This is a genomic window from Streptacidiphilus fuscans, assembly GCF_015690355.1.
GTDB lineage: Bacteria > Actinomycetota > Actinomycetes > Streptomycetales > Streptomycetaceae > Streptacidiphilus > Streptacidiphilus fuscans.
Window position 1 is genome coordinate 98,941 of sequence record NZ_JADPRT010000011.1, and the last position, 19,616, is coordinate 118,556.

General features: G+C 73.5%; 14 protein-coding genes and 1 riboswitch. Of the genes, 5 read left to right on the forward strand and 9 right to left on the reverse strand.

The features are described 5' to 3' along the window. Position 1: 1 nt before the first annotated feature. The 4 genes from I2501_RS24910 (at position 2) to I2501_RS24925 (ending at position 7,706) form a co-directional block, all read left to right on the forward strand. Positions 2–1,096: an amidohydrolase family protein gene (locus I2501_RS24910; RefSeq protein ID WP_408022786.1), complete on the forward strand. Its 1,095-nt coding sequence runs from the start codon at positions 2–4 to the stop codon at positions 1,094–1,096. Between the two features lie 148 nt (positions 1,097–1,244). Beyond that, positions 1,245–3,914 (forward strand): ATP-binding protein, encoded by a 2,670-nt coding sequence (locus I2501_RS24915; RefSeq protein WP_196196430.1) that lies wholly within the window; start codon positions 1,245–1,247, stop codon positions 3,912–3,914. Positions 3,915–3,978: 64 nt separating this feature from the next. Next, positions 3,979–4,656, forward strand: a complete 678-nt coding sequence (locus tag I2501_RS24920; protein WP_196196431.1) for a uracil-DNA glycosylase — start codon at positions 3,979–3,981, stop codon at positions 4,654–4,656. A gap of 314 nt (positions 4,657–4,970) precedes the next feature. After that, the gene (locus I2501_RS24925; RefSeq protein WP_196196432.1) at positions 4,971–7,706 is read left to right on the forward strand and encodes a tetratricopeptide repeat protein; all 2,736 of its coding nucleotides are present in this window, start codon (positions 4,971–4,973) and stop codon (positions 7,704–7,706) included. 56 nt (positions 7,707–7,762) lie between these two features. Here the strand turns inward: I2501_RS24925 and I2501_RS24930 are convergent, their stop codons facing one another. Next, a complete protein-coding gene (locus tag I2501_RS24930; protein ID WP_196196433.1) occupies positions 7,763–8,995 on the reverse strand; it encodes a S53 family peptidase in 1,233 nt (410 codons plus the stop codon). A gap of 517 nt (positions 8,996–9,512) precedes the next feature. Between I2501_RS24930 and I2501_RS24935 the strand changes: the two genes are divergently transcribed. Continuing rightward, positions 9,513–10,547, forward strand: coding sequence for an SCO1860 family LAETG-anchored protein (locus tag I2501_RS24935; protein ID WP_236047152.1), 1,035 nt, complete (start codon positions 9,513–9,515; stop codon positions 10,545–10,547). Positions 10,548–10,554: 7 nt separating this feature from the next. Here the strand turns inward: I2501_RS24935 and cobC are convergent, their stop codons facing one another. The 8 genes from cobC to I2501_RS24975 all read right to left on the reverse strand — a co-directional run bounded on the left by cobC (position 10,555) and on the right by I2501_RS24975 (position 19,477). Next, on the reverse strand, positions 10,555–11,619 hold the full coding sequence (cobC, locus tag I2501_RS24940) for an Rv2231c family pyridoxal phosphate-dependent protein CobC (RefSeq protein ID WP_196196434.1): 1,065 nt from the start codon (positions 11,617–11,619) through the stop codon (positions 10,555–10,557). Further along, on the reverse strand, positions 11,609–12,607 hold the full coding sequence (locus I2501_RS24945) for a sirohydrochlorin chelatase (protein WP_196196435.1): 999 nt from the start codon (positions 12,605–12,607) through the stop codon (positions 11,609–11,611). The genes cobC and I2501_RS24945 overlap by 11 nt, the downstream gene beginning before the upstream one ends. After that, positions 12,604–13,239 carry a precorrin-8X methylmutase gene (locus tag I2501_RS24950; RefSeq protein ID WP_196196436.1) on the reverse strand — a complete coding sequence of 212 codons (636 nt, stop codon included), beginning with the start codon at positions 13,237–13,239 and terminating at the stop codon, positions 12,604–12,606. Before I2501_RS24950 ends, I2501_RS24945 begins: the two co-directional genes overlap by 4 nt. Positions 13,240–13,304: 65 nt before the next feature. Continuing rightward, a complete protein-coding gene (gene cobJ, locus I2501_RS24955; RefSeq protein WP_196196437.1) occupies positions 13,305–15,029 on the reverse strand; it encodes a precorrin-3B C(17)-methyltransferase in 1,725 nt (574 codons plus the stop codon). Then, positions 15,026–16,312: a precorrin-6y C5,15-methyltransferase (decarboxylating) subunit CbiE gene (gene cbiE / locus I2501_RS24960; RefSeq protein ID WP_196196438.1), complete on the reverse strand. Its 1,287-nt coding sequence runs from the start codon at positions 16,310–16,312 to the stop codon at positions 15,026–15,028. The genes cobJ and cbiE overlap by 4 nt, the downstream gene beginning before the upstream one ends. Then, positions 16,309–17,205 (reverse strand): precorrin-4 C(11)-methyltransferase, encoded by an 897-nt coding sequence (gene cobM, locus I2501_RS24965; RefSeq protein WP_196196439.1) that lies wholly within the window; start codon positions 17,203–17,205, stop codon positions 16,309–16,311. Before cobM ends, cbiE begins: the two co-directional genes overlap by 4 nt. Continuing rightward, the gene (gene cobI / locus I2501_RS24970; protein WP_328806601.1) at positions 17,202–17,990 is read right to left on the reverse strand and encodes a precorrin-2 C(20)-methyltransferase; all 789 of its coding nucleotides are present in this window, start codon (positions 17,988–17,990) and stop codon (positions 17,202–17,204) included. The genes cobM and cobI overlap by 4 nt, the downstream gene beginning before the upstream one ends. A 31-nt stretch (positions 17,991–18,021) precedes the next feature. After that, a riboswitch (cobalamin riboswitch) is annotated at positions 18,022–18,144 on the reverse strand. 109 nt (positions 18,145–18,253) lie between these two features. After that, positions 18,254–19,477 carry an FAD-dependent oxidoreductase gene (locus I2501_RS24975; protein WP_196196440.1) on the reverse strand — a complete coding sequence of 408 codons (1,224 nt, stop codon included), beginning with the start codon at positions 19,475–19,477 and terminating at the stop codon, positions 18,254–18,256. Positions 19,478–19,616: the final 139 nt, after the last annotated feature.

A 19,616-nucleotide genomic window follows, 5' to 3' on the forward strand; every position in this document is an offset into this window, starting at 1 on the left:
GGTGGATCAGCCGGTGCTGCACGTCAAGGGGCGGGTCCTGGTCGGCCCGGAGGACGTCCGCGACGAGCTGTGGGTGGTCGACGGCCGGATCAGCTTCACCGCGCCCGCCTCCGCGTCGGCGGACGTGCGGACCCTCCAGGGCTGGGTGCTGCCGGGCCTGACCGACGCCCACTGCCATGTCGGCCTCGACGCCCACGGCGCGGTCGACGACGCGACCAGCGAGAAGCAGGCGCTCGCCGAACGCGACGCGGGCGCGCTGCTGTTGCGGGACGCCGGGTCCCCGGCGGACACCCGCTGGATCGACGAGCGGGAGGACCTGCCGAAGGTGGTGCGGGCCGGTCGCCATATCGCCCGGACCCGCCGCTACATCCGCAACTACGCGCACGAGATCGAGCCAGACCAGCTCGTCGACTACGTCCGCCAGGAGGCGCGGCGCAGTGACGGCTGGGTCAAGCTGGTCGGCGACTGGATCGACCGCGGCACCGGCGACCTCGGACCGTGCTGGCCGCGCGAGGCGCTCGCCGCCGCGATGGCCGCCGCCCACGAGGAGGGCGCCCGGGTCACCGCCCACGTCTTCGGCGAGGACGGGCTGCGCGACCTGGTCGAGGCCGGGATCGACTGCATCGAGCACGCCACCGGGCTGACCGAGGACACCATCCCGCTCTTCGCCGAGCGCGGCGTGGCGATCGTGCCGACGCTGGTCAACATCGCCCACTTCCCCGAGCACGCGGCGGCGGGCGAGGCCAAGTTCCCCGACTACGCCCGCACCATGCGCAAGCTGCACGCGCGCCGGTACGCCACGGTGGCCGCCGCCTACGACGCGGGTGTGCCGATCTTCACCGGCACGGACGCGGGCGGCTCGCTGGCGCACGGGCTGGTCGCCGACGAGGTCGTGGAGCTGGTCACGGCCGGTCTGCCGCCGCTCGCCGCACTCGACGCGACGACCTGGGGCGCACGGCGCTGGCTCGGCCGTCCGGGCCTTACGGAAGGCGCTCCGGCCGACCTGGTGCTCTTCGCGGAGGACCCGCGCGCGGACGTCCGGGTGCTGCGGGACCCGCGGCTCGTGGTGGTGAACGGCAGGCCGACGGGCGGCTGAACGGCATGCGCGCAACAGGTCGTGCACACCGCGTGGACCCAGTTCGACCGGAGATGTCCGAAGCCTGGATCCCTACCCGCAGATCAAACTCCCGAACCGCTCCGCGGCCGGTCCGCCGGGACTAGTCTCCAGCCAGTGCCGTGGCACTGTGAACTGGGAGGTCGGGGTGCAGGGGCTGCTCGAACGCGACACCGAACTCGCCGCCGTGCGTGCGGCGGTGGCCGAGCTGGCCGGGGCGGTCGCCGGGGATGCGCCCGACGCGGCGCCGGACCGGCTGATCGTGGTGACCGGGGCCGCCGGGCTGGGCAAGACCAGCGTGCTGGCCGAGGTGCGGCGGGCGGCCGAGGCCGCGGGGCTCCTGGTGCTGGCGACCCGTGGCGGTGAGCAGGAGCAGGGTTCGGCGTTCCATGTCGTGCGCGGTCTGCTGCGGCTGCTGCTGGAGTCCGCGGGCGAGGAGGGCCGCCGCGAACTGCTCGGCGCCTGGTACGACATCGTGGCTCCGGCCGTCGGCATCGCCACCACCGGCGCCGCGCCGGACCCGCAGGGTGTCCGCGACGGCCTGGACTGGGTGGTCACCAACCTGGCCTTCGCCCGTGGCCCGCTGGTCCTCGTCGTGGACGACGCCCACTGGGCCGACGCCGAGTCCCTGGCCTGGCTCGCCGCCTTCTCCTCCCGGGTCGCCGACCTGCCCGTGCTGCTCGTGGTCGCCTACCGGCCGGACGAACTGCCGGACTGGGCGGACGCGTTCCGCAGCATGGCCGGGGACAACGGGGTCCGCCCGCTCGGCCTGGCCGCGTTGACGCCCGAGGCGGTGGACGCGCTGGTGCGGCGGATGTACGCGGAGTCCGGGCGGCGGGTGGAGGACGGCTTCGCCCGCGAGATCTGGGCGGTGACCGGCGGAAACCCGTTCGAGACCGTCGAGTTGGTCGCCAAGGCGGCGGAGCGGGGGATCGCCCCCGCCGAGGCGTCCTGGACGCAGCTGCGTGAGCTGAGCGCGGAGAACAAGGGCAGCGGCCTGATCGACCGGCTGCGGGGCCTCGGCTCGGGGCCGGTCCAACTCGCCCGCGCCGTCGCGGTCCTGGGCATCGCCACGCCGCGACCGCTGGCTGCCGTCGTGGCCGCCCTGATACCGGGCGAGGCGGAGTCGGCTGCCGAGCGGCTGCGCGAGGCGCGCATACTGACGGGTCATCAGACGCTGGAGTTCGTCCACCCGTTGATTGCCACCTCGGTGTACCGCAGCATGTCCGAGGAGATGCGCGCCGAACTCCACGACCGGGCCGCCTGGGCGGTGCTGGAGGCCGGACGCAGCCCGGTGGTCGCCGCCCGCCACTGGCTGGAGGTCCCGCCCAGCGGGAACGCGGCGCTGGTCGACCAACTGCGCGCCGCGGCACAGCTGTTCATGCAGTCCGGCGCGCCGGAGACGGCCCAGCGCTGCCTGGCCAGGGCTGTCGAGGAGCCCCCGCCGGTCGAGGAGCGGGCGCACGTGCTCTACGAACTCGGCTGCTCCACCCTGCTCTACGACCCGGCCGCCACCGCCGGACAACTGCGCACCGCGCTGGAACAGCCGGTGGTGCCCGAGCGGCTGCGCGAGGAGATCAGCGTCCGGCTGGCCCAGTCGCTCGCGCACAGCAACAACCTTGCCGACGCGGCCAGCACCATGGCCGAGGAGGCGTTGCGCACCGACTCCGCCGAGATCCGCCTCAAGCTGCTGGTCTGGAACTTCATGTGGTGCGCCTTCGACGCCTGGGAACAGGGCTCGGAGGAGCGGTCCAAGCGGCTGGCCGACCTGGCCGAGCGGCTCGACGTCGAGGGCGACCGCAGCATCGCCGCCCGCTACATCCTGGGCCTGCGCGCCTGGGACGCCACCGTGCGCGGCGAGCCGGTCGACGTCGCGCTGCACTACAGCGACCTGGCCCTGGAGGGCGAACTGCGTTGGGCGCACCCGGAGTGGGGCTTCGAGGTCCCGGTCCTGGTCGCGTTGACCTACATGTACGGGGACCGGCCCGCGCGCGCCCTGGAACTCTTCGCCAAGGGCATCGCCGAGTACGAGGAGGCGGGCTGGCGCGGCGCGCACCTCGCCTTCGGCCACACCATCCGCGGCTACGTCCACTACCGCACCGGCGATCTGGCGGAGGCGGAGCAGTGCGCCCGGCTCGGCCTCGACCTGGCCAACCGCGTCGGCGAGGGCACTCCGGTGCACTCGTACGCCGTCGGCACGCTGATCCTGGTGCTGACCTCGCGCGGTGCGCTCGACGAGGCGGGCGCGCTGGCCGAGCGCTACCGGTTCCACGCGCCGTACTCCAACGCCGTGGTCTTCCCCGACTCGCAGACCGTGCGCGGCGTACTGTTGCTTGCGCGTGGCGAGTTCGTCGACGCCGAGGCCGAACTGACCCAGGCCGGGGCCCGGTTGGACGGCCGGGGGATGCGCAACCCGGGGTGGTGCGGCTGGGAGCGCGGCCTGATGTCCGCCTGCGCCGGTCTCGGCGACCTGGACCGGGCGCGCAGCCTGGCCGAGGACCAGTTGGAGCGGGCCGAGCGCTACGGCACCCTCTCGGCCATCGGCACCGCGCTGCGGGCCGCCGCGGAGGTGACCGAGGACCCGGCCGAGCGCGTCGCCCGACTGGAGACGGCGGTCCAGGTCCTGGAGCGCGCCCCGGCCCCCTACGAGCGGGCGCGCGCGACGCTCGACCTGGCGGTCGCCCGCCGGGAGATGGGGCTTCCCCCGCGCGAAACCTTCGAGCAGGCGGCCGAGTTGGCCGCCGCCTGCTCGGCGGACGGGCTGGCGCAGGCGGCGGAGTCGGCGCGGGCGCAACTGTAGTGCGGGACGGGCCGGTTCGGGGTCGTGGTTCGCCCGGTCGGCGGAAGTGGCTAGGCTGACGGACGTGGCAGCACGTCCTTTGAACGAGATCGTCGAAACCGGCTGGGCCCAGGCCCTGGAACCTGTGGCTGGCAACATCGCCACCATGGGCGACTTCCTGCGCACCGAGATCGCCGGCGGGCGCACGTACCTGCCCGCCGGGGCCAACGTATTGCGCGCCTTCCAGCAGCCGTTGGACGGGGTCCGGGTGCTGATCGTCGGGCAGGACCCCTACCCGACGCCCGGTCACGCCGTCGGCCTCTCCTTCTCCGTCGCGCCGGAGGTCCGGCCGCTGCCGGGCAGCCTGGTGAACATCTTCACGGAGTACCAGCGCGACCTGAGCCTGCCCGCGCCGTCGAACGGCGACCTCACGCCGTGGACCGACCGGGGCGTACTGCTGCTCAACAGGGTGCTCACCACCGCTCCTCGCAACCCCGGCGCGCACCGCAACAAGGGCTGGGAGGCGGTGACCGAGCAGGCGATCCGCGCCCTGGTCGCCCGTGACACGCCGCTGGTGGCGATCCTCTGGGGCCGCGACGCCCGCAACCTGCGCCCGCTCCTCGGCCAGGTGCCGTGCATCGAGTCGGCCCACCCCAGCCCGATGTCGGCGGACCGCGGATTCTTCGGCTCCCGCCCGTTCAGCCGCGCCAACGAGCTACTGGTCAAGCAGGGTGCGCAGCCAGTGGACTGGCGCCTGCCGTAGGGCTGAGGGAGGCGAACAGGATGCCCGCCCCGGCGGCGCCGAGCGAGGTGACGGTGGCGAGAATGCGCTTGAGCATGGTTCTCCTCTGACTCTGACGGGCTCGTGAGTGTGACGGGCTCGTGAGTGTGACGGGCCCGTGAGTGTGACGGGCTCGGTGCCGTGGCAGGAAGAGACCGGCCCCCCGACCTGGTCTCTTCCTCCGCGGATGCCGCTTGGACCGGCCATGCGCGAAGCGGCAGGACCAGATTCGCCGTACGGCTTGGCGATGTCCCCTATCCCGTACGAATCCGTACGCCCGGCCTCTTACAATGCGCATGGCAGTAGCACAGCTTCACGACGCGGGGGACACCGTGGGTAAGCAGCGGGGCGCACTTCCGGATCCAGGCAGCGCCGGGGATCTGGCCGAGTTCATCGGGTTGTTGGGCGAGCTGCGTGCGTGGGCGGGGATGCCCTCGTACCGGACGCTGGCCAAGCAGGTCGGACCGCTGATGCGACCGCCGTGCGTGGTCTCGCTGTCCACGGTCGTGGACGTGTTCAAGGTCAACCGGCGCCGCCTCGACCTGGACCTGGTGATCGCGATCGTTCGCGCGCTGGGGTTGGACGAGCAGACGGTCGGTCTCTGGCGCGCGGCCTACCTGCGCATTCAGCGGGACGCCCAGGCAAGCGGGCCGACGGGAGCGCTCCGGCAGCTGCCGGCGGACCTGGCGACGTTCACCGGACGGCACGCGGAGGTCGACCGGCTGGTGACGGCTGCCACGACGCCGTCGGACTCGGAGCCCACGGTCTCGGTGTTGGTGATCGAGGGCATGGCCGGGGTCGGCAAGACCCAGCTGGCTCTGCACGCCGCGCACAGCCTGGTCCGCTCGGGCCACTACGCAGACGTCCAGCTGTACACCAATCTGCGCGGGTACGACCCGGACCGGCCGCCGGCCGACCCGGCGGCCGTGTTGGACTCGTTCCTACGGCAGTTGGGCGTGGCGCCGCAGCGTGTTCCGGAGACGCTGGAGGAACGCGCGGCGATGTTCCGTGACCGGATGAACGGTCGCGCCGCCCTGGTGGTGCTGGACAACGCCGCAGAGGTCAGCCAGGTGCGGGAGTTGATACCCAGCAGCCCGAGCTGCCTGGTGCTGGTCACCAGCCGGCGCAGCCTGACCGAGCTGCCCGACGCGAGCGTGCTGCGGCTCGACGTGTTCACGGAGCAGGAGGCACTGCAACTGCTCGCACGAGTGGCGGGCGCCGACCGGGTCGACGCCGAGCCGCAGGCCGCGCGGCGGATCGTCGAGCTGACCGGCGGCCTACCGCTGGCGGTGGCGCTGGCCGCGGCCCGGCTCCGTTCGCGCCCGGCGTGGAGCGTTGCGGAGCTGGCCGATCGTCTGGCCAAAGGAGCAGGCGCGGAACCTGGCGTGACGGCGGTGCTCGACCTGTCCTACCAGGGCCTGCCGAAGGCCGCGCAGCGTCTCTTCCGGCTGCTGGGCGTGGATCCCGGGTTGGACGCCACGGTCGACTCCGTCGCCGCGCTGGTCGGCATCGATCCGGACGAGGCCGACCAGCTGCTGGAGCTGCTCCAGGACGAGCACCTGGCGCACCAGCAGGTGCTCGGCAGGTACGAGATGCACGACCTGGTGCGCGCCTTCGCCGCCGAGACGTCTCGCGCCACCGATGCGGAGGCGGACCGGAACGCGGCGTTGACCCGCTGGCTGGACTGGTATCTGCACTCCGTCTACGCGGCCACGGACCTGGTCAACAAGAACCGCTACCGCAACGGCGACCTGCCGCGACCGCCCGAGCTGCCGGTGGCCGAACCGGCCGACGACGACGAGGCCCGCGCCTGGCTGTCCGCCGAGCGCGCGAACCTGCTGGCGGCGACCCGGTTCGCCGCCACCGAGGGCTGGCCCGGGCACTCCTGGCGCTACGCCCAGGCGCTGTGGTCGTACTACTTCGCGTCGGGCCTCAACTCCGACTGGGCCGAGAGTCTTCGCCACGGCCTCGCCGCCGCCGAGGTGGACGGCGACGCCGCCGCGCAGGGTGAGCTCTGGCACGCCCGGGGAAGCTACGAAGTCGTCGCCGGCCGCTTCGACCGGGCCCTGCCCTACACCCGCGAGGCGCTACGACTGCGCAAGGTCGCCGGAGACCCCGTCAAGACCGCGACCACCCTGGGCAATCTGGCGTGCGTCCTGTCCGACATGGGCCAGTTCCGCCAGGGCCTGGAGTTCTTCCACGAGGCCCTCGCCCTCATGCGGGAGACCGCCAACGGGCACGGCGAGGCGAACGTCCTCCACAACATGGGCATCGGGGCCTACGCGATGGGCCGTCACCGTCAGTCCCTGGAGCTGTTGGGCGAGGCCCTCGCCTTGTACCGGGAGTCCGGGAACAAGGACCACCAGACGTTCGTCCTGATCCCCACCGGTCTGAACATGAGCCTGTTGGGCGACCACGACGGGGCTTCGGCCGCGGTGGCCCAAGCCGTGGCACTCGCCGAGGACATGGGCGCGGGCCGCCGTCTCGCCCCGGCGATCAACGTCCTCGGCACGCTGGCCATGGAGCGTGGCGACCACGAGGAAGCCGCCCAGGAGTTCCGCCGGGCGCAGGCACTCGCCCACGAGATCGGCGACTGGGGCGAGGAGACCGAGGCCTGGTTCGAACTCGGGGTCAACGCCCTGCGATCCGGCGATCCGGCCGGCGCCGTCACCTTCTTCGACGAGGTTGCCACGCGTCTGGACGGCCGGAAGTACCACCGGTGGATCCTGCTCCTTCCCCAGTACCGGGCCGACGCACTGCTCGCCCTCGGCGACCTGGCCGGAGCGGCGGAGCTCTACCAGCGCGTACTGGACGCGGAGGACGACTCGGAGGCAGTGGTCAGGGCACGCGCGGCCTACGGCATGGCCCGCCTCGCCCGAGCCGCGGACCCGTCCGACCTCAGCACCGCCCGCTCCCGGCTCCACCAGGCGCTTCGTCTCCTGGAGAAGGCCGAGTTCCCCTCGCTGGAGCAGACCGTCACCGCGACGCTCGTCGACGTCGAGGGAGAGCTCGAAGCGGCGTCAACCCGCTGACGGCGCGCAACGACCCGGCCGCGTGGGGGGCAGCCGGGTCGTTGCGCGAGGTGCGGTCAGCCGGTGAAGGCGGTCAGGCCGTTCGGGGTGCCGAGGCCGGTCGGGCCGTCGTAGCCGGGCTCCGCGGTGCAGAGGTAGGCCGGGGAGCAGGAGGCCGTCGAGCCGGTGGTGACGTCGTTGAGCGACGTGGTGTGGGCGTAGGCGATGGAGGCGGGGATCGCCGTGCTGTGCGCGCCCGCGTCGGCGTAGACGCCCGCGATCAGCGGGGAGGCGACGGAGGTGCCGCCGTAGACGGCCCAGCCGCTCGCGCCGTAGGTCTGGTAGACGGCGACACCGGTGGCCGGGTCGGCGACCGCGGAGACGTCGGCGACGGTGCGGTTGGAGCAGCCGCTGTCGGTCTGCCAGGCGGGCTTGGGCTCGTAGGCGGAGCAGCCGGAGCCGGCGCCCTCGGTGGAGGAGGTGGACCAGACGGACTCGGTCCAGCCGCGGCTGTTGGACGCCTTGGACAGCGAAGTGCCGCCGACCGCGGTGACGTTGGGGGACGCCGCCGGGTACTCGACGCCGTAGCCGCCGTCGCCGGAGGAGGCGGTGATGGCGATGCCCGGGTGGTTGAAGTAGGTGGAGTCGTAGCTCGTGTCGGCCGAGGACTCGGAGCCGCCGTAGCTGTTGGAGATCTCCGTCGCACCCAGCTTGGCGGCCTCGTTGACGGCCGTGCCGAGGTTGGTCATGCTCGCCGTCTTGGCCTCGACCAGGATGATGTGGGCGTTCGGGGCGATCGCGGAGACCATGTCGAGGTCGAGCGACTCCTCGCCGGCCCAGCCGGAGTTGCTGCTCGGCAGGGTGCTGCTTCCGGTCTGGCTGACGATCTTCAGGCAGCCGCTGGCGGTGGTGCAGGCGGGGAGCCCGTACTGGGAGCGGTAGACCGCGAGGTCGGCGGCGGCGTTGGGGTCGTTGTAGGCGTCGACGATGGCGACGGTCTGTCCGGCGCCGCCGTTGGCCGGGAGGTTGTACGCGGACAGCAGGTCGCTCGGCCCGTAGCCGGACGGGGTCGCGTTCGGCGTGACGCCCTTGGCGTTGACGTGCTCGGCGGCGCTGGTGACGTGCAGCGCGTTGCAGAAGGCGTGACCGGCGGTCAGGTCGACGGCGCAGGAGCGGGACCAGGCGACGCCGTGGCCGGCGGTGGCCGCCTGGGCGGGCATGGCGGCGATCAGGCCGGAGATGGCGAGGGCGGCGGAGCCGATGAGCGGGACGGCGGCGCGGGCGGCGGTGGATATCGAGCTGGTGCGCATCGTACTTCTCCTGGGACTGGGGACCGGGGGGAGTGCAGGTGCGACCGCAAGAAGGGGGCGCCCCCGTCTGCGGGTTGAGCAGGCAATTGCGTGGAACTTCTGACCACCCTCTGAAGTGGTGGCGACTGGGCGAGAACCTATCCGCCTGTCCGCAGCACGACAAGAGGGCGGCGGAAGATCGCATTCAGGTTTAACAGTCGAGGCATCAGACGTAACGAAGCAGCCCGCACCCGGCGCGATTTTGCTTGGGCCTTGGGGGTGCGCATCGGCTTTCCGTGGTGGGCCCGGTGGGTCCGGCTTGCGGGGGCCTTACCAGGTTTGGGCGTTAACGAGCGTGTGGTGCTTGAGGTTTCTGATTCATAGTCACCCTTAAGAGTGAACTGACGGTGTGTGCGGCCACAGTGACGGAGGGTTCGCAAGGATGGGCGGCGTCCGAGATCGTGCGCCGCTCGTCCGTGCAGTTTGATGCCCGTGAGCGTGAAGCGGCGTACGCACGTTCCCAGGTGGGGGTTTCACCTTGTTCACCCGTCGTCGCTTCGCCACGCCCTTTGCGCTCTCCGGTGCGCTCGCCGCCGTCTCCATGCTGGGGGTCGCCACGCCCGCGCATGCCGACGGCGGATCAGGCGGGGGCATCGGTACCGCCTCCGCGACCACCGCGGAGGCCGCGTTGGACGTGAGGCTGCTCAACGCCATCGACGTCCCCATCGATGTCTCGCTGAACCGGATCACTGCCCCGTCCTCGAAGCAGGACACCGCGCTGACCGCCGTGGTCGGCGGCGTCGGCGGTCCGGGGCGGCGGCAGCCGGTCAACCTGCTGCTGGCCAAGGTCGGCGAGAGCTCGGCCATGGCCGACGCGAGCGGCTCGCACGCGAGCGTCACCCTGGCCGAGGCGCACCTGCACCTGCCCGGCCTGCCGCTGACCGAGCTGCTCGGCCTCAAGGCCGTGACCGCGAAGGCCGACTGCCCGGCGAACGGCGCCCCGTCCGCCGAGGCCAACGTGCTCGGCGACATCACGGTGCTGGGCCTCACCGTCCACCTCAGCGCGTCGGGGGAGACGCGCGTCCCGGTGCCGGCGCTCGGCGAGGTCGACCTGTGGCTGTCGAAGCACAGCACCACCTCCGACTCGGCGGCGGCGACGGCGCTGGACCTGGAGGTCTCGGTGAACCCGCTCAACCTCAACGTGGCTGCTGTCACGGGCAAGTTCGTGCTGGCGGACGTCTCCTGCACCAAGGGTGACGGCAGCGGCAGCGGCAGCGGCGGCAACAGCGGCGGCGGGACCGGCGGCAGTGGTGGTAGCGGTGGCAGTGGCGGCAGCTCCGGCGGCGGCAGCACGCGCGGCGCTTCGGGCGGCGGTGGGTCCTCGGTCTCGGGCGGTTCCGGCTCGGGCAGCTCCGGCTCGGGCACCGGGACGGACGCCTCGGACACCACGACGGGTCACCTCGCCGAGACCGGGAGCAGCAGCGCGACCCCGGCCATCGCCGGAGGCGCGCTGATCCTGCTCGGTGCGGGCGCCGGCGCGGTCACCCTGACCCGGCGTCGTCGGTGCGGCTGACGGTTCGTCAGATGGCTAGTGCCTGACCCAAGGCCGCGCAGAAGGCGTCGGTCGTGGCGCGGTCGCGGACCGCGATGCGCAGCCAGTCCGGCCCGAGGCCGGGGAAGCTGTCGCCGCGCCGGACGGCGAACCCGGCCGCGCGCAGCCGTAGGCGGACCTCGTCCGCACCGGCCAGCTCGACCAGCACGAAGGACGCCTCGGGCGTGCCGTGCACCCGGACGCCGGGAAGTTCGGTGAGACGGGTCAGCAGGTGGTCGCGGTCGGCGACGGTCGCCTTGGCGGCGGTGTCGGCCTCGACGAGTGCGGCAGGGGAGCTGCACGCGATCGCCGCGGTCAGCGCCGGGGAGGAGACGGGCCAGAGCGGCTGTGCGGCGGCGAGTCGGGCGATCAACTCCGGTTCCGCCAGCACATAGCCGATGCGCAGCCCGGCCAGACCCCAGGTCTTGGTGAGGCTGCGCAGCACGACCAAGCCCGGCACGTCCGACCGCGCGGCGAGGCTCTCGGTCTCGCCGGGGACGGTGTCGGCGAAGGCCTCGTCCACGACCAGGACGCGGCCGGGCCGGGCGAGTTCGGCCAGGGTGGTGGCCGGATGCAGCACAGAGGTGGGGTTGGTGGGGTTGCCGACCACGACCAGATCGGCTTCGGAGGGGAACGCCGAAGGGTCGAGTCGGAACCCCGCCTCCTTGCGCAGCAGCAGTCGTTCCACCGGATGCCCGGCGTCGCGCAGCGCGGCCTCAGGCTCGGTGAACTGCGGATGCACCACGACCGCGCGGCGCGGCCGCAGCGCCCGTGCCAGCAGCACGAACGCCTCCGCAGCGCCCGAGGTCAGCAGCACCTCCTCGGGCGCGCGACCGTGCCGGGCCGCGACGGCGGCACGCGCGGTGCTGCCGTCCGGGTAGGCGGCCAGCCCGTCGAGGCTGTCCGCCAGGACCCGCCGCAGCCAGGCGGGCGGCGTCCCGGTCCGCACGTTGACTGCGAGGTCGACCAGGCCGCCGCCGACCTCACTGTCGCCGTGGTGGCGCAGATCCGGCTCGGCGGCGGCGAGTTGGGCCGCCGAAGGGTCAGTGGGCATGGGTGTGCGACCCGTGCGCGTGGTCGTGGTGGTGACTGTCGTGCCCGTGGTCGCCGTGTCCGTGACCGTCGTGCCCGTGGTCGTGGCTCGGGTCGTCCGGGTGGTGGTGCGGGCGCTGCGGCGCGCCGACCTTGGACTCGAAACCCGGCATGGCGATGCGGTAGACGCAGGTGTCGCAGTTCATCCGCAGGTCGCCCGCGAGCGTCTCGCGGTAGCGCTCCAGCACCAGCTCGGCCAACTCCTCGGTGGCGCCCAGCACACCGGCCTGGCGGACCTCGACGTCCGGATGAGCCTCGGCCCAGGCGTCGGCCTGCTCGACGACACGGTCCGGCAGGATGCCGGTGAAGAGGAAGTACGGCAGCACCACGATCCGCTTGGCGCCCAACAGCTGACAGCGCGTCAGGCCCGTTGCGACGTCCGGCGCTGCCAGTGAGACGAACGCCGGCTCGACCCCGGCCAGACCCCGGCCCTCCCAGAACAGCCGGGCCACCTTGACGACTTCGGCGTTGGCGTCGGGATCGGTCGAGCCGCGGCCCACCAGCAGCACCATGGTGTCGGCGCGCTCCTCCGGGCGCAGCACCTCGTCCAACCGCCGCTCCAGGACGGTCAGCAGCGACGGGTGCGGGCCGAGCGGGCGGCCGTACTGGAAGCTGGTGCCCGCATGACGCTCGCGCTCGCGGACCAGCGCGGCCGGGATGTCGCCCTTGGCGTGCCCTGCCGAGACCAGCACCAGCGGCACGGCGGCGAAGCGCCGCGCGCCCTGCTCGACCAGCTCGGCGACGGCGTCGGCCAGCGGCGGCGGGGAGAGCTCGATGAACCCGCCGCCGACGGGCGTGTCCGGCAGCCGGTCCTTGAGCGAGTCGACGAAGGCGCGGAACGCCTCGGCTCCGGCGTCGTCGCGGGTTCCGTGGCCGACGAGAAGGAGGGCGGGAGCGGAGCGACTCGAATGATGGGCGGCGGCGGGCGACGGGTGGGCGGGGGCAGTCACAGGGACTCCTTGGTGGATGGTGCAGGTGCGGCGGCGTCGCAGGCAGACGCGTAGAGATCCGGGTAGAGCAGGGCGTTGGCGGCGGCTGCGGCGACGGCGGAGCCGCCCTTCTCCGAGACGTTGCTGACGGCGGGCAGCCCGGAGGCGCGCAGGGCGGCCTTGGACTCGGCCGCGCCGACGAAGCCGACCGGCAGGCCGATCACCAGCGCGGGGCGGGCGTCGAGTCGCAGCAGCTCCTCCAGCGCGGTCGGCGCGCAGCCGATCACCCAGACCGCGCCGTGGCCGACCTCCTCCAGCGCCAGGCGGATCGCGGCGGCCGATCGGGTGAGCCCGGTCGCCGGATCGCCCTTGGCGTCCCGGACGCGGCACAGCGCGCGGCGCGCGGTGATCCCGGCGGCGACCATCTCCACGTCCGCGACCAGCGGCGCGCCCGCGGCCAGGGCGTCGGCGGCGGAGCGCAGCACGCTCTCGTCGGCGATCACCAGGTCGTCCAGGTAGGCGAGATCGGCGCTGGAGTGCACGACACGCTCCGCGACCGCGCGGGTCAGCGGCGGCAGGTGGGACGTGTCCGCCCGGGCGCGCAGCCTGCGGTACGACTCCTGCTCGATGGGGTGGACCTGACGGCCAGTCATGGCGGCTGCACCTCCGGGGCGTTGCGGACGAGGGGTGACCGGGGTTCCCGGCTCGGGGGCGGCGTTCACCCCTGCCACCGGTAGCCGCGCGGGGTGACGAACCGACCGGCGATCTGCCGGGAGGCGGTGTTGCCGACGGTGACCACGGTGAACATGTCGACGTCCGTCGGGTCCAGCGCCGCCAGGGTGGTGACCGAGTGCCACTGGTCCGGACGCGAGACCGAACGCGCGATGCCGACCGGAGTGGTGGCCGCCTCGCGGTGCTCGGCCAGGATCGCCAGCGCCTTGGGCAGCTGCCAGTCACGGGCGCGACTGCGCGGGTTGTAGAAGGTGACGACGAGGTCGGCCTCGGCCGCCGCCCGGACCCGGCGCTCGATGACCTCCCACGGCGTGTGCAGGTCGGAGAGGCTGATCGAGACGTGGTCGTGTCCCAGCGGCGCGCCCAGCAGCGCGGCGGCGGCCAGAGCCGCGGTCACCCCGGGGACGCCGACCACGTCGATGTCGTCGCCCGCCTCGGCCAGCGCCGGGGAGGCCATCGCGTAGACGCCCGCGTCGCCGCTGCCGATCAGCGCCACGGCCAGGCCCTGTTGGGTCAGGCGGACGGCGCTGCGGGCGCGCTCCTCCTCCGCGCCCAGGCCGGTGGCCTCGATCCGGACGCCGGGGCGCAGCAGGTCGCGGATCTGGTCGACGTACTGGTCCAGACCGACGATCACCGAGGCCCGCCGCAGCTCGGCACGGGCCCGGTCGGTGACCAGGTCACGCGCGCCGGGGCCGAGGCCCACGATCGCCAGCCGACCGCGTGCCGGCTTGCGGGCGATCGCGACGGTCGCCATCGCGGCCCGGCCTTCCGGCGTGGACTTCCGCTTGGGGACCAGGAGTTCGTTCGCCCCCGCCGCGAGCAGCGCCGCCGCCTCGGCCACGCTCGGCGTGCCGACGGCCTGCAGCGGCGCGGTGGACGGGTTCGGCACGTCGACGGCTGCCAGCGTGTCGGCCTCGAAGATCTCCACCGGGACGCCCAGTTCCTGAGCGACCGTCAGCAGTCCTGACTCGTCGGCCTTTGCGGTGACCGTGGCGAGGCAGGCGATCGAGCGCTCGCTGAGTCCGGCCTCCGCCAGCGTCTCGCGGATCAGCGTCCGGATCTCCTCGGCGGGCGCGCCCTTGCTGGCGCCGACGCCCACGACCAGGCTCGGCGTCTGGAGCTGGACGGTCGCGAACTCTCCATCGTCGGCCGGGAGTTCGTCGCCTACCACGATCGTCGGAGCGCCAGCGGGCGCGTCCGCCGAGACGTTGGCCGGGAAGGCGGGCAGCGGGTGGCGCTCCGCGCCGACCAGGCGGACCGGCTCGCCGTCCAGCAGCGCTCGGCTGACGGCCGCAAGGTCCCCGGTGACCGACAGGCCCAGGGTGTCCAGTCCGGCCAGGCCGGTGGCGTCGGTCGCCGTGGTGATCACCGCTTGGGCGTCCAGCGCGGCGGCGACCCGGGCGGCCAGCGCGTTCGCGCCGCCCTCGTGGCCGCCGATCAGCGCGACGGCGAAGCGGCGCGCCTCGTCGACGCAGACCACACCGGGGTCGGTGTGCTTGTCCGAGCCCTCGGCCGCGAGCAGCGGCGCGAGCAGGCGGACGGTGGCCCCGGTGGCGAGGAAGCAGACCAGCTGCTCGCACTCGCCGAACGCGGTGCGCAGCGCTTCGCCGACGGGCGCGTCGTAGACCCGGCAGGCGTCGGCCCCCAGGGCGTCGGCGAGTTGGACGGCGGCCCGGCGGCCTGCGGCGGTGGCGGCGATCAGGCCGATCACGACGGTGCTCCTTGATGAGGGGACGGGCGTTCGCCCCAGAGGACGAAGACGGGGTTGGTCGCGGCCAGACGGACCGAGTCGCCGGGCAGCGGCGCGAGCCGGCTGGCCTGCAACTGCACGCCGTCGCACAGGAATCCGGCGTCGAGCAGGGCCCGGCGGGCCGCGGGGACCCGGTCCAGCGCGGCGAGGGTGACCACGACCGTCCGCCGGGCCCGGGCGCAGGCGGCGGCGACGATCGCGGGCAGGTCGGACCCGCCCCCGCCGACGAAGACGGCGTCCGGGTCGGGCAGGTCCGTGAGCGCGTCGGGCGCGCTGCCGTGGACCACCGCGACCGCGTGATCGACGCCGTGCGCACGGGCGTTGGCGCGGACGCGCTCCACGCCGTCCGCGTCGCGCTCGATCGCGACGACGGCCGCGCCGAGCCGGGCGCACTCCACGGCGACCGAGCCGCTGCCCGCGCCGACGTCCCAGATCAGCTCACCCAGGCGCGGACCCAGCCGGGCCAGCGCGAAGGCGCGGACCTCCGCCTTGGTCAGCATCGCGTCGCGGTGCTCGAACGCGTCCTCGGGCAGCGCCCAACCGCCTTGCGGCGCACCGGAGTACCCGGCGACGCTGCGCATCGCGGGACCGACGGGCGTGGTGTCGGCGAGGGAGAGCACGAGGTTGACGGCGGGCCACTCGCGGGACGCGGCCTCGGCCGGGGTGACCGTCACCAGGCTCTCGTCCGGCCCGCCGAGGTCGGCGGCGACGACCAGCCGACGCGGCCAGCCGTGCGCCGATCCGGACGACGGGACGGCGGCCAGGGCAGCGCCCAGCTCGGCCGGGCCCGCGCCCGGCGCGGTCAGCACGGCGACCTTGCGCTGCGCGCGGCAGACGGCGAAGGCCGGATGCGGATCGCGTCCGTGCGCGCTGACGACGACGGCGTCGTCCCACGGCACACCGAGGCGCGCGAAGGCGCGCGCGACGCTGCTCACGCCGGGGTGCACGTCGAGCGCGCCCGGGCCGAACCGTTCGGCGAGCGCCCGGACGATGCCGAAGAAACCGGGATCGCCGGAGGCCAGCACCAGGACGTCGGCGTCCGGGTCGCTCTCGACCAGCGCGGCGACGGCGTCGAGCGCGGGCGCGAGCGGTCCGAGCGGGAGCGCGCGCTCCGCCGGGACCCGCGCCGCGTCGAGATGCCGCCGCGCGCCGAGGACGAGCGCGGCGCGGCCCAGCAGGGCTTGGTGCGGGCCGTTCGAGAGGGCGGCGAAGGAGCCGTGCTCCTCACCGAGGACGGTGATCACGGCAGCAGTTCAGCGGTGCTGTCGGCGGTGACCTCGGCGTTGGCCCCAGCGGAACGAAGCATTCGGCGTGCGCCGCGCTCCGCCTTGCGGAACGTGTGGAAGTGCCCCGGGTGGTAGAGGTGCGACCGGGTGCCTTCCGCGCCGAGCGCCGGACCGACCAGGAAGAGTGTGTGCTTCCAGAGCTTGTGCTCCTTCACCGTCGCCTCCAGCGTGGCGATGGTGCAGTGCAGCAGCAACTCCTCGGGCCAGGTGGCCTGGTAGGCCACCACGACCGGCGTCTCGGGCGCGTAGCCGCCCTCGACGAGCTCCTCGACCAGCTGCTTGGTGCGGGCGGCGGAGAGGAAGATCGCCATGGTGGTCCCGTGCCGCGCGAACTCGCGGACCTCCTCGCCCGGCGGCATCGGCGTCTTGCCGCCGCCCAGTCGGGTGAGGATCACGCTCTGCGCGACCTCGGGGATGGTCAACTCCCGCTGCGCCAGGGCGGCGACGGCGGAGAAGGAGGAGACGCCGGGGACGATCTCGGTCGCAAGGCCCAGCGCGCGGCAGCGGTCCAGCTGTTCCTGCACTGCGCCCCAGAGCGACGGGTCACCGGAGTGGATCCGCGCCACCCGGCCGCCCTCGCGGGCGGTGCGCTCGTAGACGGCGAGCACGTCCTCCATCGGGATCAGCGAGGAGTCGAGGATCTCGGCGTCCTGGCGCGCGTGCTCCAGCACCTCGGCCTGGACCAGGCTGGCGGCCCAGATCACCACGTCCGCCTCGGCGATGGCGCGCGCGGCGCGGAAGGTGAGCAGGTCGGCGGCGCCAGGCCCGGCGCCCACGAACGTCACCTTGCCGACAACGTTCTCGCCTGCCTGCGTCTCGTTTCCCTGCGTCTCGTTCGCCTGCGTCGTCACAGCTTTCCCCCTCGGCCCTCGCGCCGCGCCGGGGCGATCAGCGTCGACAGATACGGCAGTTCTCCGGTCAGCGGTGAGCCCGCCGGGTGCAGTTGTTGGTCCGGCAGGCCGAGCGCGGCTCCCCAGACGACGTCGGCCTCGCGCCCGGACTCCGCCAGCGCCGCGGCGACCTGACGCGCGAACCGGCCGAACTTGTAGGCGACCACGGTGCCCGGCCCCGCCAGCGCGTTCTTGAGCACGTCCGCGCCCGCGGTCACCGGAACCAGCGTCAGCGGCTCGGTGCCCTCGGCCAGGACGGTGCCGCTGCGGGCGGCGAGGTCCTGCATGGCGGTGATGCCGGGGACCGTCTCGACCGTCAGGCCGGGGACGAGTTCGCGCAGCGTGTGGGCGAGGTAGGTGAAGGTGGAGTACACGTTCGGGTCACCGATCGTCGCGAACGCGACGGTCACCCCCGCACCGTCGCGCTCACGGTCACCCGCACCTTCACCCTCGCCGCTGCCGCCGAGGAGCTCGGCGACGCGGGCGCCGGCGGCGTCCCAGGCGGCCTCGCGGCGCGCCCGGTCCTCGCGCTCGTTGAGGGCGAAGACGACCCGGACCACCTTGGCCGCGTCCGCGTGGTGCAACACGGTGGCCTCGGCCCGGCCGACCTCGCCGCTGTCCATGACCGGCACCACGACGACGTCGGCCTCGCGCAGTACGCGCACCGCCTTGACGGTGACCAGCTCCGGATCACCCGGTCCCATGCCCACGCCGACCAGGCGCGGGCCAGACGCGCGTACGCGCACGGCAGCAGTCCTCACTCGGGGGTCCGCGCCCCGGCTCGTGGTCACGGCGGCCAGAGTTCCTGGCTCACGGGGCTTCATACCCCGCTGACAGTGGCGGGACCGCGCCGGATTCGCACCGGACTTCCTCGTCATTGCCGCCGTGTTCAGTTTTCAGGTTTTGCCTTTTCAGGCCTCGAAATCCCACCATGCTGCGCGTACGGCAGTCAACCGGACCCGCTGTGGCCTGGCCCACGCCGGATCGAGCCCGGACGCTGTTCCCGGAACTACGCCAACCGTGCCCGTACCGCCTCCGCGATCCGCGTCGAGGCGAAGTCCGTACCGCAGACGAAGCGCATGAACGGACCGAAACTCGCCGCCGCCGGGAGCCCGGTGAACCAGAGGCCGGGCACCGACGCCGCCATCCCGGCGTCCAGTTCGGGGAAGCCGCCGACCCGGGCGATCCGGCCGCGCAGCTCGGGGGCGAGGAAGGGGACGGCGGACAGGTCCACCCGGTAGCCGGTGGCGGACAGCACGTGGTCGGCGGTGTGCTCGCGGGTCGCGTGGCTGTCGTGGTCCTCGGTGATCAGCACCACCTTGTCGCCCTCGCACCGGATGCCGCGCAGCGACTGGCCGGTGTGGACGGGGAAGACGCCGTCCGCGCGCGCCCGCAGCCACCACGCGCCGCTCGGCCCGAGCACCCGCTTGACCAGTTGCAGCCGCGCCTGCACGGGCAGGGTGCGGAAGGACTGCGGATACCGGGCCATGGTCCACAGCGACCAGGCCGCGCCCATCGGGGACTCCGGCTGCCACCGCAGGCCGTACGCGGGCGCCGCGCCGAACCGCACCCGCGGCGTGCGGGCCACCAACTCGACCTGTGCGCCCGCCTCGTGGAGCAGGGCCGCTCCCTCAAGCGCCGACTGTCCGGCGCCGACCACGATCACGGACCGTCCGGCCAGCGCGGCCATGTCCCGGTGCTGCGAGGTGTGCGAGAGGGGGCCGTCCGGCGACGGGCCGTCGGCGCCCAGGACGGTGCGCAGCATGCCCGGGATGTGCGCGAAGCCGGTCAGTCCGCTGGCGACCACGACCGCCGCCGCGTCGAAGGCCTCCCCTCCCTCCAGCTCCAGCCGGAAGCCGCCACCGAGGTTCTGACGGACACTCAGAACGCGTTCCGACTCCAAAAAGGGGACGGCCTGCTGCTGGAACCACTGCCCGTAGCGGACGAAGAGCTCGACCGGGACGCGGTCGTGCCCGGTGGGGGCTGTCTCCCCGTTGGCACGGCAGTAGTCGTCGAGACCGTACCCGGCCGTCGGCGCGGAGATGTTGGAGGCGTCGGGGGTGGACTTGAGGTTCATCCCGACCGGCATGGTGTCGCGCCAGCTGTACATCGGGTCGCCGAAGGCGCGCACCGCAAGCCCGGTCGCGCGCAGGTGGGCGGCGACCGACAGCCCGTAGGGACCTGCGCCGATCACCGCGACGGTACGGGAACTACCGGAGGAGAACTGGGACATGGACCTGCTCCTTTTCGGTGCACGGCTTCTGGACGGTGCGCTTCTGGACGGACGGCTGCTGCGCGGTCGGCTCGGCGTGGTCGGCTCGGGGCATGCCACGGGAACCGCACCGCCACGGCCGAGTCGGGTCGTGTCGGGT